This window comes from Streptomyces sp. NPDC056452, assembly GCF_042796085.1.
Taxonomy (GTDB): Bacteria; Actinomycetota; Actinomycetes; order Streptomycetales; family Streptomycetaceae; genus Streptomyces.
On the sequence record NZ_JBHTRI010000017.1, the window covers coordinates 98,037 to 113,423 of the forward strand.

The window sequence follows — 15,387 nt, forward strand, 5'->3', positions numbered from 1 at the left end:
TCTGTCATATGCCGACGGTTCTTTCGTGCACGACCCTGTTGATCCCGCCGGACCGGTGGCAGTGTGTCAGCTACGCGGTCCCCGTGGTCAACCCCCGGACACGGGATCGCACCTGCCCCGCCTGCGCGCCGACGCCGACGGTGCCGCGCCGCCCCTTCCCGGCTCCCCACGGGAAGGGTCCTGGCGTGTCCGCACCGCCGACCCATGCGCAGACTCGCGGGCCGGCGGCGCTACTTCTTCGACCGGAGGCCGCGCATACCCCCCACGGGATGCGCGGCCTCCGGCGTTCTGGGGGTCGACCGGTCAGCGCACGTGCACCGCGTGGATCACGGTCTGGTCGATGCTGCTGCCCGCGGCGTTCTCCCCGTGGATCCGCAGGGATATCCCCTTGGAGCCCTTCGGGGCCTTGAGGACTCCGGTGACCGTGCCCTTGTACGTCACGGCCGTGACCTTCTTCCAGGTCGTCCCCTCGTCGTAGGAGACCTCGACGGTGCCCTTAGTGAGTGCCGCCCGGGTGCCGTCGGGGTTACGGAAGGACACCGATACCGGGTGGTACTTCCCTGCGGTGACGCTGGAGTCCAGGGCCACACCCTCCAGGTGGTAGTCGGCCTGGAGTAGGGGGAGTCGAGCCGCGGCCTCGCCATCGACGTGGGCCGAGGAGAAGTTCCAGGCGGTGTGCTGCTCGGTGGAGACCGACCACCACTTGTTGTTCCGCTTGGCGTCCGTCTCGATGCGGTACTGCGAAGCCTCCTGCGGCAGGTTGTTGACCGCGACCCAGGCGTTGGGAGCGGAGCCGAGCAGGGTGCCGTTCCGGTAGAGACGGAACGCGGTCTCGTCGCCTTCGGCGTTGCGGCCACCGTACTCGTAGGAGTCGGACCGTCCCGTGACGTACTTCGGGATCGCGATGATCATCGAGTCGCCCTTGCGGTACGGCTGAGTGCTTCCCGACGGATCGGTGCCGGGACCGGGTGTGCCCGCGTGCAGAACCGGCTTGAACCACTCCTGGGTGGAGCGGCTGCCCGGCTTGTAGGAGGCTCCGGCCGAAAAGTACGGCTGTGCCGAGAGGTAACCGGAAAGGTAGGCCGTGCGGGACCACGTGGTGTCGGCGGCGAGGAGGTAGGAGTGCTGCGTGGCGCCCAGGTTCACCTCGCCGAACGTGCCCGCACCGTCACCGGTGACGGTGCTCAGTCCCAACCAGGATCCCTGCGAGTAGAGTTCGCCCGCGCCCGCCGGTGCGGGTGAGTAGTCCTTGGTGAGAACGTCGGCGAACTCCGACTGTGCGGGCGCGGTGGTCCAGCTCCCGGGCAGCGCACCCTTGTGGCTGTTCACCGTCTGATAGGTGTACGAGGTTGTGAGTTCACCGGTCAGCCGCACCGTGACACGTCCGCGTGCGACAGCTGCCAGGACACGGTCGCCCTGGGATTTGGGCACGGTGAACATGGGTGTCCTGTTGATCGCGCCGGTCGTCAGTACGTCGTCGGAGCTGTTGACCAGCATCACCGCTGCGGCTCCCGCGTCCGCCACCCTGGTCAGGGCAGTGAGAGGCAACTCGCTGCCCAGACGGACCATCGCGAGCTTCCCGGTGACGTCGTGCGCGGCGAGGTCCTCGGCCGTTCCGAATCCCGCGTCGACTGCGGTCGGTCTCCTGACACCCTCGAACCGACCAGAGCCCCCGACATGCTGGGCGGTGAGGTCGACACGGCCTGTCGGCAGCTGCGCCTCCGCGGAGATCGGCCGGGACCGGAAGCTCTCGACGACGGTGGAGGCGAGCCTGCCGTCCTGGGCGGCGGACGAGGGCAGCAGGTAACGCTGGCCCGGTCCACCCAACAGCCCGGCCATCACGCCGATGCTCTGCTCGGCCGACTGGCGCCCGACCATCACGGCCGAGCCGACCGGCTCAGTGGGCTTGGGTGTCTTCGTCAGGATCCGAGCCGCCTTGCGGCCGTCGGCGGTGAGAGCCAGGTCGTGATCGGTGACATTGACGTCCGGCAGCACGAAGGTCACGCTTGTGCTGCCCTTGAACAGGTGGCCGAGGATCGCGTAACGGCCGGGCTTGAGCCGGGCGTTGACCACCCCGGCGGCATCGACCGGGAGCCGCACCGGAGGGGCGTTCTTCCGAAGGTCGTACACGGACAGGGACGCACTGCCGGGCGCGGTGCCGTCCGGCATCAGGGTCTGAAGACCGATCTTGTAGGTCGGCAGGTCACGACTCAGGGCGACGGTGGCGTGCGCGGTGACGCCTTCACCGGCGGCCGTGATCGTGCCGGTGTAGGTGCCGCCGGTGGTGGCGAGGTCAGGGTCGACGGTGACCTCGACGTCCTGACTGCCGCCCGCGGGCAGGGTGATGCCGGCGCTGCCCAGGGTGAGCGCCCCGGCCACTTCCGAGCCGCCGTCCCGAGAGAGCGCGCCCGACAGGGCGAGGGTGATCTCCTTGTCGGCGGTGTTGTGGAACGTGACGGTCCTGGTGACCGGCTCGGAGGCGGCGCCCTGTGCGTAGGCGCCCATGGAAGCGTTGGTGGCCCAGACACCGGCGTGGATCGCGGTGGCCAGGTCGACCCGGCCCGAGCCCTCCTGGAAGCCTCCGTTGCCGCTGGTCCTCGCGCTGGACATGAGGGCGCCCTTGAGGTCGGCGGCGTCCCAGTCCGGGTGTTCCTGCGCGAGGATCGCGGCGGCGCCCGAAACGTGCGGGGTGGCCATCGACGTACCGCTGGCAGACGTGTAGCCGGCTTCGGCCGGGGCGCCCATGGCGGTTCCTGCTGCACGGGCGGCGACGATGTTCACGCCCGGGGCGGCTATATCCGGCTTCATGGCCTTGTCACCGAAGCGCGGGCCCCGGCTGGAGAACGAGGCGATCGTGTCCCGGTCGTCGACCGCCGCCACGGTCAGGGCAGCGTCGGCGGCGCCGGGCGTGCCGATGGTGCCCGCGTCGGGGCCCGTGTTGCCCGCGGCGACGACGAAGAGGGCGCCGGTGTCCTTCGTCAGCGTGTTGACGGCTTGGCTCATCGGGTCGGTGCCGTCGGTGTAGCTGTTCGCCCCGAGGCTCATGCTGACGACCTTGGCGCCGCTGTGCGCGGCCCAGTCCATGCCTGCGAGCACCCCTGACTCGCTCCCGGAGCCGTTGTCGCCGAGAACCTTGCCGATCAGCAGCTTCGTGCCGGGGGCGACACCCTTGTACTTCCCGCCCGATGCCGCGCCGGAACCGGCGATCGTGGAGGCGACGTGGGTGCCGTGTCCGTGGCGGTCGACCGCGTCGGCCGAGTCCGAGAAGTTGCGGGCCTCGTCGATCCGGTCCGAGAGGTCGGCGTGGGTGGCGTCGATTCCCGTGTCGAGGATGGCGACCTTCGTGCCCGAGCCGTCGTATCCGGCCGCCCACGCGGTGGGGGCCCCGATCTGCGGCACGCTCTTGTCGAGGGTGGGGGTGACCTTGCCGTCGAGCCACACCTTCCGCACACCGTCGGCCAGCCGCTTCGCCGTGGCACCGTCCTGCTTGTCCCGCAGCCCTGCCCAGAACTTCTGCGCCTGCTCCGGATCGACCGCGGCGGCCGTGGCCTTGATGGCCGGCAACCGCCGCACCTGTCTGGAGTTGGCCGGTGACTTCGCCGACGCACTGGAGTTCTGCACGATCAGAGGCAGATCCCGGCCGTCGGCGTATCCCTGCTCGATCAGCGCGCCGACCTCGAAGAGCCGCGGGTCCAGCACGCCGGAGTCCAGCAGTGGCCGGGCTTCCTCCGGGACGACGGTGATGTCCTTGCCGTGCTGGAGGATCGATGCGGTCCCGGTCGGGCTGTCGGAGTCGGGGGCGAACGACACCTGGCGGTCGACCCCGCTGCCGTTCACCACGACCCGGTCTCCGGTCACCAGTCGCACCGTATGGGCGGAACTCGCCACCGCCGAGGGCTTGAGGACGGACACGGCCGGAACATCGTCCGAGGAAGCACCTGCCGGAGAGGCGAGGCCTGCGGCCAACAGAGCCGTAAGCACCGCCACGGCGGGCAGGGATCCCTGTCTGAAGGGTCTGCGCATGGTGAGGAAACTCCTTCGCATCGGGTGGGCAGGTACGCAACTCTTCCAACCGTCACCCGCCGTGCATAGGTGATTCCGTGGCGTACGCATGTCACTGTCACGAGCACGCCATTTGGCCCCCAACAGGGCCCACCTGCAACGGATTTCATCCACGGCGAGCCCGGAACCGACGGTGCCACCACCCCTCCGGGGGCAGTGGCACCGTCATGTCCTGCCGTGCGGGGTCAGCTGACGGGGATCGCCCGGGGAAGGGCAGAGTCCACGGTGTTGCCGTGCCTGTCCTCGGCCGTCACGCGGACGCCCAGGAAGCCACCCGACTTCAGCGCCGTGTGGGGTGCGAGGAACCGGTACTCACCGTCGTAGCCGAGGATCACGACCTGCTTCCAGGTCACGCCGTTGTCGGAGGTGACCCAGGCGCGGACGTTGCGCAGGCCGTCGACCGCACCGGTGACATCGGCCTGGACCAGCAGCGGGAGGCCGGCCCGTGCCTGGTTGAGGTTGTTCAGCGGCGCGTCGAACGACACGTTGAGGAGGTTCACCGGTGTCGCCGTCTCACCCGTGCCGCCAGCGGTGAAGGTCCACTTGGAGGTGGCCTCGCCGCCCATCGGGAAGATCCCGGCGGAGGTGTAGGTGCGCCGGAGTTCGTACGACGCCTTGTCCGCGTCCGCGAACGTCTTGTCGATCTGCGCACCGCGGTCGACGACCAGCGTGCCGTTGCGGTAGAGCTGGCTCGTGGACTGGGTGCGCTGCGGGAAGTTGAAGTCGCCGAGCTGCGGGGCGAACCCCTTCGGGTTGACGGCGTCGTCCACCTTCAGCTGGAGACGGGCACCCGTGGCCTGGCCCGTGGCGCGCACCGAGAGCGGTCCGGCGAACCAGGAGTCCTTCGTGGAGGTGCCCGGCTTGTAGGTGAACTGGGCCGGCGAGTAGTTCATCGCCACGCCCCCCTGGTTGCGGTAGGTGAACCGCAGCCAGGTCCTGTCCTCGGCCTGGATGTACTCCGTGCGCTCGCGCGGGACGGTCAGGTAGGACGGCGAGGAGGTGTTGAGACCGTTCAGCCCGGTCCCGTAGACCGTGCTTCCCTCCTGGTAGCGGAGCTTCTCGTTCATGCCCCGGTACGTCGTGCGGACCTTGGCGAACTTCTTGATCTCGCCGCGCGTCAGCCGACGCTCGGGGTTGTCGGCGACCTCGTCCCGGGCGTACGCCGCATCGTAGAGGGCGGACGTGTCGCCCACGGTGATGTCGCTGTCCGCGTCGGCGAGGCGCCAGCGTTCGTTGAACACGACCTTGCCGAGGTGGGCCTCGGTGGTCGGCGTGATCCAGAGGGCGTCCTTGGAGAAGGCCCCGTAGGCACCGCCGGCCAGCATGCTGTGACGGATGCCGAACCGGCCGTCGTCGGTGGTGCGGGACAGGTTGCCCGCCATGAACTCGGGGCGGGTGTCCTTGCCTTCGACCGAGGCGGTCCAGCGACGGGCCTTGCGGGCGTCGAAGACGATCTCGTTCGTGTCGGCCTTGAGGTCGGCGCTGACGATCGCGATCTGCTGGATGCCGTCGATGGTCATGCGGATCATGGCCAGGCCCATGTAGGTGCCCTCGGGGACCCGCAGGTCACGGGTTCCCTCGGCGCGGACCTCCGCGTTCAGCGAGGCGCCGCTCTCCGCGTTGAGCAGGGAGATCTGGGCGGGTGCGGGCTTGCCCGCGCGGTCGAGCGTGGTGACCTTGACGGACTGCGCCCGGTCCAGGAGCAGCGGGATGCGCAGCGCCTGGCCGCCGCCGGCGGGGAGCGCCGTCAGCGCGCCGCTGTACGTACCCGTCGGAGTGCCCGTGGCGTCGACGGTCAGGGTGACTTCGGAGGTCTCACCGGCGCCCAGCGTCACGGAGGAGGCGGACAGCTCCAGCAGGCCGGCCGGAGGGGGCGAGCCGGCCGGGGCCAGCGTGCCGGTGAGGTCCAGGGTGACGGCCGCGGCGCCCTTGTTGGTGAGCTTCACCGTGCGGGTCCCGGTGCCGTCGGACACGTCCAGGCGCCCGAAGTCGACGGCGCCGGTGTCGGCGACGACGGTCTGCTTGAGGGCGGCGGGGAGGTTCACGACGCCGCTGCCGACGTCGTACAGCGACTGACCGCTCTGCGGAGCCGTCGTGGTGCCCATCAGGGTGTGCTTGATCTGGTCCGGGGTCCAGTCGGGGTGCTCCTGGGAGAGCAGGGCCGCGGCGCCCGTGATGTGCGGGGCTGCCATCGACGTACCGGACAGTGCGGTGTAAGCGGGGTCGGCCTGTACAGTGCCGAGGTTCGTGCCCGTGGCGCGTGCCGCGACGACATTGACGCCGGGGGCGGCTATTTCGGGCTTGACGGTGCCGTTGAACGACGGTCCGCGGCTGGAGAACGAGGCGGTTCCGCCCGTGAAGTCCACCGCGGCGACCGACAGGGCGTGCGGGGCGATCGACGGGGCGGACACGGTGCTGATGTTGGGACCGTTGTTGCCCGCCGAGACCACGAACAGGGTGCCGGACGAGGTGGCCAGCGCTTCGAGCGACTGCGTGACCGGGTCCTGGCCGTTCGTCGGGCCGCTGCCCAGCGACATGTTGACGACCTTCGCGCCCTGCGCGACGGCCCACTCCATACCGGCGATGACCTGCGAGTCCGAACCGGAGCCGTCGTCGCCGAGCACCTTGCCGACGATCAGGTCGGCATCCGGCGCCACACCGGAACGGAGGCCCGGTGCCCCCGCACCGCTGCCGGCCACGGTCGCCGCGACGTGCGTGCCGTGGCCCTGCCTGTCGAGCGTGCTGCCGCTGCCCGAGAAGTCCTTGGTCTCGCTGATCCGACCCGCCAGGTCCGCGTGCGTCTGATCGACACCTGTGTCCAGCACGGCGACCTTGACGCCCTTGCCGGTACGGCCGGCCTGCCAGGCACTGTCGGCACCGATCTGGGTGAGGTTGCGGTCCAGCGCGTCCGCGTGCACCTTTCCGTCGAGCCAGATGCTCTTGACGCCGTCCAGCTCGCCCTTGCTGTCGAGGGCGTCGCCCACCTCGGCCGCGTCGTCCTTGTCGAGGACCGCCGTGCTCGCCCTGAGCGCGTGGAAGTCCCGCTTGGCGGGCATCAGTCCGTCGCTCTCGAGGGCTTCCGGACGGTCGGCGCCGGTGCGCCGCACGATCAGCGGCAGCGCGTCGACGCGGGAGTCGTCGTAGCCGTCGCGGACCAGTCCGTCGACGTTGAACAGCTGCGGGTCCAGGAGGGAACCGACCTTGCCGATCACATCGCTCGGGTAGAAGTACGCGTCGCCGTCGATGTCCGTACGGGCCAGCACCGTGCGCGGGGCGGAATCCGCTGCGGGCACGGCACTGTACGACTTCCGGCCGTCCGGTGTGGTGGTGACCGTCACCCGGTCACCCGTGATCAGCGTGACCGTGTGGCTCACCGACGCGCCGAACGCGGCGGCGGTCGGCTCCGGCACGGGCGTGGCGGTAGCCGTAGGCAGAACGGCGGGCGAGCACAGGGCGGCGACGGTGACCGCCGCAACGAGTCTGGCGCGGGCAAAGGGTTTCACGGGGACTCCGGCTTCGGGACGGTGTACGGTGTCGGTGTGCCGTGCACGGGGCGCGCCGGCAGCTTGATGCGGTACGCACTCACGTCGCCCGTCTCCTCCTCGGCGAGCAGAGTGGAACCGGTGAGCCGGCACCACCCATGGACGGAGGAGCGGACCTGAGGGTTGGCACTGTGCAGTTCCAGCACGCTGCCGAGCGGCAGCTCGCACCGGCGCCGCTCCAGCAGACCGAGGATCCGTGACCACGGTTCGCCACCCGCGTCCACGACGGCGCGGACCGGGTCATCCGGACCTGTCGCGTCGAACGACGCGGCGGGCGAGGCAGGACACATAGGCAGTTCATCCTCGGCGGGCGGAGCGGGCACACACCCCGCGGTTCGGGGTTGGCCAGACCGTAGGCAACCGTCGTTACCCGCGAATTACCGCCGGAGCGACCATGTCGTCCCTGGCGCAGCAGGGCTGCCCGCCGGGTCTGTGTCGGCCGCCGGGTCGCTGGGTGCAGCACCGGGCCGAACCATCACCGCATGGGCCGCCTGCCCTGTCGGACACCCCCGTCGTGGCAACGCCCGGGTAATGGGCGTGGTCTAGCGTCCGCCGCCCGAGGAGAGAAACACGGCAGGAACTGGGGTGGGAGATGCGGCGTGCACTACGCCGGAGCGGGGAGACCACAGACGTCGGACTCGCAGCCCTGGGGGTGACCGTGGGAGAGGAAGAGCTCTACCGGCACCTGCTGCGCTCGGGCCCGGCGTCCGCCGAGGAGCTCGCCGCTGCGCTGCATCAGCCGCACGCGGAAGTGGCACGACGGACCGAGGCATTGGCTGCGCTGCAACTGGTCGCCCTGACTGCCGGCGCGCCGGAGCGGTGGGTGGCCGCGGCTCCGGAAGTTGCGGTGGAGCGGCTCATGGAGTGCCGCCAGCGGGAGCTGAACCGGGCCCGCGGTGGGCTGGCCCGGCTGATGGACGAGTACAGGTCGGGCCACCGGCCCGGTGCGGTGGCAGGCCCGGTCGAGGTGGTCGAGGGCGCGGAGCGGTGCGGGCGCCGGTATGCGGAGACGGTGGCGAACACCGCCCGGGAGCTGCTCGTGCTCAGCAGGCCTCCGTTCGTCATCCACGGTGGTGTCTCCCTCGATGTCCTGGGCACCCTCGACCGGAACGTCCGTTGCCGGTCGATCTACGACCGGCGTGCCCTGGACCAGCCGCACTCCGTCGCCGACATCACCTCCTACCAGGCCGCGGGCGAGCAGGTACGCGTCCTCGACGAACTTCCCTTGAAGCTGCTGATCTCGGACCGGACCACGGCGCTTCTCCCCGGCGGCGACGACCGGCCCGGCGAGTGGTTCGTGGTGTCCGGCAGCACGCTCGTGGAGGGCCTGGTCTCGTTGTTCGAGCTGCTGTGGGAACGCAGCGTCCCGCTCGTCCCGGTGCACGCCGAGACGGACGTGACGGAGGCCGGACTGCCCGCGTCAGACATCCAACTGCTCGGGCTGCTCTTCGCCGGGCTCACGGACGCGGCGATCGCCCGCCAGCTGAGCACCAGCGTGCGCACCGTGCAGCGCCGCCTGACCCGGCTGATGGAGCGGGCGGGCGTGGGAAACCGCGCGCAGCTCGCCTGGCACGCGGCGCGCGGCGGGTGGCTCACCCATTAGGGCGTGTATCGAGTCGTGATCAATCGCCTGTTGAACGTCCGTTTCATGGCCGCCCGTTCTGGCGCGGGGTTCGGTGTGGCGTCAGCTTTGGAACCACACCGAGCCCCGCGTTTCAGATCAGGAGCCGTCGATCAGTTTCTGCACCTCGGGCGGGAGCTCTGAGCCGGAGTCGACGGCGAAGAACGTGGCTGTCTTCGGTGTGTCCCCGATGGCGATGGCAACCTTGGGAGAGATGCCGTCCACTTCGTAGGCCGTCGCCGTCGTATCCGGCTCCTCGCTCCTGTCCCGGCCGCCGGTGTCTTCGCAGGGTGGTTTGGTGGCGACGCCGAGCTTCCTCCCGGGTGTGAATTCAACGTTCGCCACGTCACGATACGAACTGTGCTGGTAGGTGTACCGATTGACGCAGGAGGCCCCACCGCCACCGCTGTCGGCCGTGCACGCGGCCACTGACATCACCATGGCCGCCGCCCCCAGCAAGCCGGCGGATCGCCCGGTCCAGCTCATGCGTGTCCCCCCTCAGTAGATGCAGCAAAGAAGAGGAGTGCCTCCTCCCTGCCACATGGCCTCACCATCGCTCAGCACGGGAATGAGACCGTGCCCATGGTGAGGTCTTCGTGTTCCGAAATCCGACGTCGGCAATTCGGATCAGGTTCCCTTGCCACGCTTCTTTCGACCCGAGATGTGATCTTGCAGCCTGGGGGCGGGCGGCAAGGATCACACTCAGGTCAGCCGAGCGGTGGCAGCCGCTGCTCCTGGTACACCGGCGGCGCGGCAAAATCCGAGCAGGCATGCGAAGCGCCAGCTGATGTGCAACTCGGCCCAGCGGAACCGCTCAGCCGCGCCCTGTCGTCGAAAGTGCGTCACACGGGTTCGACGGGAAGCCACAGCTCGCAGGTCGCAGTGCTGAAATCGTCCGCGCGCTCGAGGACCGCGACGACCGAAGGTCCCGGCCGTAGCCGCCACGGGTTGGAGGGGAACCACTCGGTCGCGGTCGCGGCCCAGGTCGTCTGCAGGGCATGCGGATGCGGTCCGCTGGTACGGAAGACCGCCCACATTCCGGCCGGTACCTCGATGGTGTCGAGCCCGTCCGGGACCGGTGTGTCCGGGCTGAGAGCGACTCCGTGCAGGTAGGTCAGTTCGCTGCCCTCCCGGCCGTCGGGGTCGAGGTCGTCACTGACCTGCAGCAAGCCCGCGGGTTCGGTGTCGCTGAGGGCCTTCAGTCGCACATGCTCCTCCTGGGGCAGCGCGGTGATGTGTTCCTGGATATGAGGGTTGACGCCCCGGTGAATGAGCGGAACCCGGGCTGCGTGTCCTACCAGTCTGAACGCGGGGCGGTCGGCGAGGCGGGTGTCCATGGGGAGAATCCCTTCGACGGTCAGGCGGAACCTGAGTTGCGGTTGCGTGCGCAAGGGGCCTCCGTCACGGCGCGCGTCACCGGGGCCGACACCGTGGACCGCTCGGAACGCGCGTCCGAACGCCTCACTCGAGCCGTATCCGTGGCGGACGGCGATGCCCAGCAGGTCCTCCTCGCCCCGGACGACGTCGGCGGCGGCGACGGTCATGCGGCGCCGTCGCACGTACTCCGACAACGGCATACCGGCCAACGACGAGAACATCCGGCGCAGGTGGTACTCGGTCGTGCCGAGCGCTCCGGCCAGCCCGCCGACGTCGAGCTCCTCGACGAGGTGCTCCTCGACGAGATCGACGAGCTGGTTGAGTGCCGAGATCACGAGGCCTCCCTTTCGACTCCAACCCTGGCAGCAGGTACCCCGGCCGTACCCGACCGTTGCGAACCGATCCGATCAGGTGCCTGGACGGACACGCCAGTGGACACACACTCCTGCCACAGCAGTCCTTCCGACGGCTGCAAAACGTTCCGCCCGCCGACGGGAGCGCTCAGTCACGGCTGGGCGGGGCCCGCCCGGCAGCCGTTGTGACAACCCGCCTGCCTTGGTGACGACCATCGTGCTTCGGCTCACCGGACAAGCCCTCTCGACAAGATCTTCGTCAGCCTTCTGGTGCGCGTTCTCGCCGGACCCGTCACGCGAGAGGGCCGTCGCCCGCACCAGCGGTCGGCGGCCCTCACTGTCACCGTGCGTCGCGGCATGTGCCTGCCGCGACGCACGCTCGGTCACTTCAGCGCGTACGCCTTCGTGATGTCCTGGACCGTGCTGTTACCCGCTGCGTCCCATACTTCCGTCCGCAGGCTCACGAAGCCGTCGGTGGAAGCGAGTTCAGGGTGTACGTACGTGGCCTTGAAGGTGTTGCCGTCCTTACGGCTGACCGGCACCCGCTGCCAGGTGGCGCCGCCGTCGTAGCTGACGGACACCTTCGCTCCGGCCATGTCGGTGGATCCGGTGAAGCCCTTGGAGCGTGACGCGTCGACGGTCAGGGTGTAGTCCTGATCGGCGTCGACCCTGTTGAGGATGTCGGCCTTCATGGCGTAGTCGAGCAGTACGACGGGCAGCGCCTCGCACAAGGTCGCCTTGGGCACGGTGACCTTGCAGTCCTTGACGGACATGGCGCTCGGGGCTGCCGATCCGAAGGTGTACTCGGTGTGGATCTTCGACCCGAGTGTCACGCCAGGGTAATCCTTGGACCTGACCGAGTCGTCCTCGAACCGGTACGTGGCCCTCTCCGGGACCATGATCGCTTCACCGGCCGGGATGGGCTCACCGTCGCGGTAGTACGTCCACGCCCGAGCGCGACCCCCTCTGAGGTAGTGGTCGCTCTGTCCGTCCCCGCCCAGCTGCGGCTGGAACACCGTTCCGGCGTCAGTGCGGCAGAAGTTGCAGGCGTAGTCGGTGGTGTTGGCGGTGTGCATGGCCGGGCCGAACCAGTCGCTGCGGTGCGTCGCGCCCGGTCGGTAACTCTTGACCGTCTCCGTCATCTCGGCACCGTAGTTGGTGCCGGCCGTCACACTCTGCCTGTACGTGGCGCCCTCGGCGGCCAGGATGTAGTCGTCCCGCACTTCTCCCTGCTGCAGGAACTGGGCCGAGCGGAACGAGGTCATGGGGAACGGGCCCCAGGAGTGCAGCGTGTGGTATCCGACCCGTTCCTCCCCGTCCGTGTGGTAGGCGTTCATGACCTTGGCGAACTTGTTGGCCCGGACAGTCATGCGCATGTTCGCGGGAATGCCCTCGTTGAAGTCCCACTCGCCCGCGTAGGTGTAGCGCGACTCCTTCACGCCCTCCAATGTGATGCTGGTACGCGGCGAGTTCCCGACGGCGGTGGCGAGGTCCCGGCCCTCCCGGTAGGTCGTGGCGAGGTAGGGCACGGTGACTCCGGTGGCGAGGAACATCTGCGGGGAGTCGTCGTTCGGCGCGACGACGATGGCCTCGGCACCCGCAGCTTCGACGGCCCGCAGTGTCGTGCCCGCTCTCTCGGTGCGGTCGACGTGCACCAGGGCGGCCTTGCCCCTGACGTCGGTCGCGGCGAGGTCGGCAGCCGAACCACTGCCCGCATCCACCACGTCGTACTTCCGCGTGCCCTCGAAGCGCCGGAGGTAGTTGGACGTCTTCGCCGACAGGGTCTTCGTCTCGGGCCGCGTCACGGTGGCCCGGATGAGCGGTTCGCGCTTGGAGTAGTGGACGGATATCCACAGCTCGCCGGTGGCTGGTTCGGCGACCGGGATCGCGCCGTAGCGCTCGTCGGACCAGTTGAGCAGGCCTGCTATGCCGGACACGACGTGCAGGGCACGGTTCTCGGTGAACCGGACGGTCTGGAACGAGAAGTCCGAGCGTTCCAGCGCCCGGCTCTCGTCGGGCAGCCGCACGTCGAAGTCCGTGGCCTTCGTTCCGTCGACGGTCACCGCGACGTCGCCGTCCCTGAGGTCGATCTCCGGCTGGGCGAAGAGGTCGGTGGCGTAGCTCTCGGTCGCGTTACCGGTCCCGGCGGTCTCCAGGCGGCCGGTGACCGAGTACTTTCCGGCGGGCAGACGGAGCTCCTTGCTTCCACCGGCGGCCGACGTGCTGGCGAAGTAGCCGTTGTCCAGCCCCAGTACGAGGAAGGAGGCCAGGTTCGCCGGCTTGCCCTTGCGGTCCTTGAAGTTCAGCGTGAGGCCGTGGCGCTCCGCCTCCTTGATGAAGCCGATGGCCGTGTGCGCGCTCGCACCGCTCGCGGTGGTCGCCGTGAGGTGGCCACTGTACTGACCGTTCGGGACAGCGTTCGGGTCGAGGACGACCGTCACCTCGGTGGAACCGCCGGCCGGGACGGTGACCGGCTCCGACGTGACAGTCAGCGCTCCGGCGGGCAGCGTGCTGCCCGCTTCGGCACGGAGCGTCACCGTGGTGTCTGCGGAGGTCGGATTGGTGAGGGTGACCTTGTGGGTCTCCTTCTCGTAGCCCGATTCCTGCCACTCGATGAGGCCGAAGTCCGCCGTGCCGGACATCTCCAGCTCGGGGTCGAGGGCCGCGGGTATGTCGACGCGCCCGTTGCCCTGCTGGTACACCGTCGGACCGGTGGCGGTCCTGGAGTGCGTGGTGAGCGCGTCCTTGATCCGCTGACCGCTCCAGTCGGGGTGGCGCTGGGCGAGGATCGCGGCGGCGCCCGCGACGTGCGGGGTGGCCATGGAGGTGCCGCTGGCCGACGTGTAGTACTGGTTGACCGGGGTGCCCATGGTGGTGCCTGCGGCGCGGGCGGCCACGATGGCGACTCCCGGGGCGGTGATTTCCGGCTTGATGGCACTGTCCCCGACCCGGGGGCCCCGGCTGGAGAAGCCCGCGAGGACGTCGGACTTGTCGACGGCGCCCACCGTCAGGGCCGAGTCCGCGGTGCCGGGCGTGCCGATGGTTGTCTCGCCGGGGCCCGCGTTGCCGGCCGCGATGACGAAGAGCGTGCCGGTCGAGGCGCTCAGACGGTCGACCGCTTCGGTCATGGCGTCGTCGGGCGATGAAGCAGCTCCGCCGAGGCTCATGCTGATCACGTCGGCACCCTGAGCCGCGGCCCATTCCATGCCGGCCATGATCCAGCTGTACTGGCCGCTGCCCCCGTTGTCGAGGACCTTGCCGACCAGGAGGTCCGCGCCGGGAGCAACGCCCTTGAACCGGCCCTCGGAGTTGGCCCCGCTGCCGACGATGGTGGAGGCGACGTGGGTACCGTGGCCCTGCCCGTCGTCCACCGGCAGTCCGGGAACGAAGCTGGCCGTCGTGGTCAGCCGGTCCTTGACGTCGGCGTTGGTGAGGTCGATGCCCGTATCCAGGACGGCGACCTTGGCACCCTTGCCGTCGTATCCGGCCGCCCATGCCTCGGGGGCGCCGATCTGCGGGACGCTCCGGTCCAGGGTGGCCTTCGCCTTCGCGTCGTACCAGAGCTTGGCCACGCCTGCGCTGCCGGGCGCGGTGACCGGGGTGCCCTCGTGCGGCGCCTTGCTGACCGGTTTCACCTTCTGCCAGAAGGAGCTGGCACCCTTCTTGGCGACCGCCACTCCGGTCATGTCGAGCCGGTCCAGGACGGCGCCGCGATCAGCGCCGGGCAGCGCGTCCGCCCGCTTCTTCAGCGTCGCGGCGGTCGGCTTGTCCTGGTAGGCGACGATGACCGGCAGGGTGTCGGCCCGGCCGTCCGCGTAGCCGTCCTTGATCAGTTGCGTGACGTTGAACAGACGCTGGTCCAGCGCACCCGAGGCAATGCCTTCGACCGCGTCGTCGGGGTAGACGAAGAGGTTCCCCTGAGGGTCCGTCATGGTCTGGAACGTCTTGGCCTTGCCGTCGGCCGCCGTCGCCACGACGGACTGACGGCCGCCGGCGTCGACGTCGACCGTCACCCGGTCCCCGGTGATGAGGGTGACCGTGGACGGCTTCGCTGCTCCCGCAGCGGGTGCGACCAGACCCGTGGGCGAGGGTGTCGCCTGGGCTCCGGTCACGGCAGGAAGGGTGACACCGACTGCGAGGGCCAGACAGGTGGCCAGCAGTCGATTTCTCGTTCTCCCCTGGGGGCGCTTCATGGGCTCCTCCTGGATGAGGCTCGGATCGCGCCGGAGCGCGCCGCGGCCGGTCGGCCACGGCCTGGTTCCAGCGCGTGTGTCCGAGACGCTACCGGCGGTGATCGGGCCCGCAGAAGGTCGAGGCGCGGCGCATAGGTGACACCGGCACCTATGCGTCACGGAGGCTCATGGACCACCAACGCCCGGGCGGATCCCACGAGTTCACGCACGAGGGCCGGACTCCGGTGTACTTCACCGTG

7 protein-coding genes are annotated in these 15,387 nt (G+C 69.5%); 1 reads left to right on the top strand and 6 read right to left on the bottom strand.

The window, feature by feature from the left end; all coding sequences use genetic code 11:
* Positions 1-303 precede the first annotated feature (303 nt).
* The 3 genes from ACFQ6X_RS18545 to ACFQ6X_RS18555 form a co-directional block, all read right to left on the bottom strand.
* Positions 304-4,023 carry a S8 family serine peptidase gene (locus ACFQ6X_RS18545; protein WP_383182710.1) on the bottom strand — a complete coding sequence of 1,240 codons (3,720 nt, stop codon included), beginning with the start codon at positions 4,021-4,023 and terminating at the stop codon, positions 304-306.
* A gap of 224 nt (positions 4,024-4,247) precedes the next feature.
* Complete coding sequence (locus ACFQ6X_RS18550) at positions 4,248-7,472, bottom strand: S8 family serine peptidase (RefSeq protein WP_383182711.1); 3,225 nt, start codon at positions 7,470-7,472, stop codon at positions 4,248-4,250.
* Between the two features lie 89 nt (positions 7,473-7,561).
* Complete coding sequence (locus ACFQ6X_RS18555) at positions 7,562-7,894, bottom strand: sulfurtransferase TusA family protein (RefSeq protein WP_383182713.1); 333 nt, start codon at positions 7,892-7,894, stop codon at positions 7,562-7,564.
* Between the two features lie 368 nt (positions 7,895-8,262).
* Between ACFQ6X_RS18555 and ACFQ6X_RS18560 the strand changes: the two genes are divergently transcribed.
* Complete coding sequence (locus ACFQ6X_RS18560) at positions 8,263-9,207, top strand: LuxR C-terminal-related transcriptional regulator (RefSeq protein WP_383182715.1); 945 nt, start codon at positions 8,263-8,265, stop codon at positions 9,205-9,207.
* A gap of 117 nt (positions 9,208-9,324) precedes the next feature.
* Here ACFQ6X_RS18560 and ACFQ6X_RS18565 read toward each other — a convergent pair whose 3' ends face one another.
* From ACFQ6X_RS18565 to ACFQ6X_RS18575, 3 genes are all read right to left on the bottom strand, one after another.
* Entirely contained in the window at positions 9,325-9,711 is a 387-nt protein-coding gene (locus ACFQ6X_RS18565; protein WP_383182717.1) for a DUF6281 family protein, read from the bottom strand.
* A 356-nt stretch (positions 9,712-10,067) separates the two neighbouring features.
* A complete protein-coding gene (locus tag ACFQ6X_RS18570; RefSeq protein WP_383182719.1) occupies positions 10,068-10,937 on the bottom strand; it encodes a GyrI-like domain-containing protein in 870 nt (289 codons plus the stop codon).
* A 401-nt stretch (positions 10,938-11,338) separates the two neighbouring features.
* The gene (locus ACFQ6X_RS18575) at positions 11,339-15,148 is read right to left on the bottom strand and encodes a S8 family serine peptidase (protein ID WP_383182721.1); all 3,810 of its coding nucleotides are present in this window, start codon (positions 15,146-15,148) and stop codon (positions 11,339-11,341) included.
* Positions 15,149-15,387 lie beyond the last annotated feature (239 nt).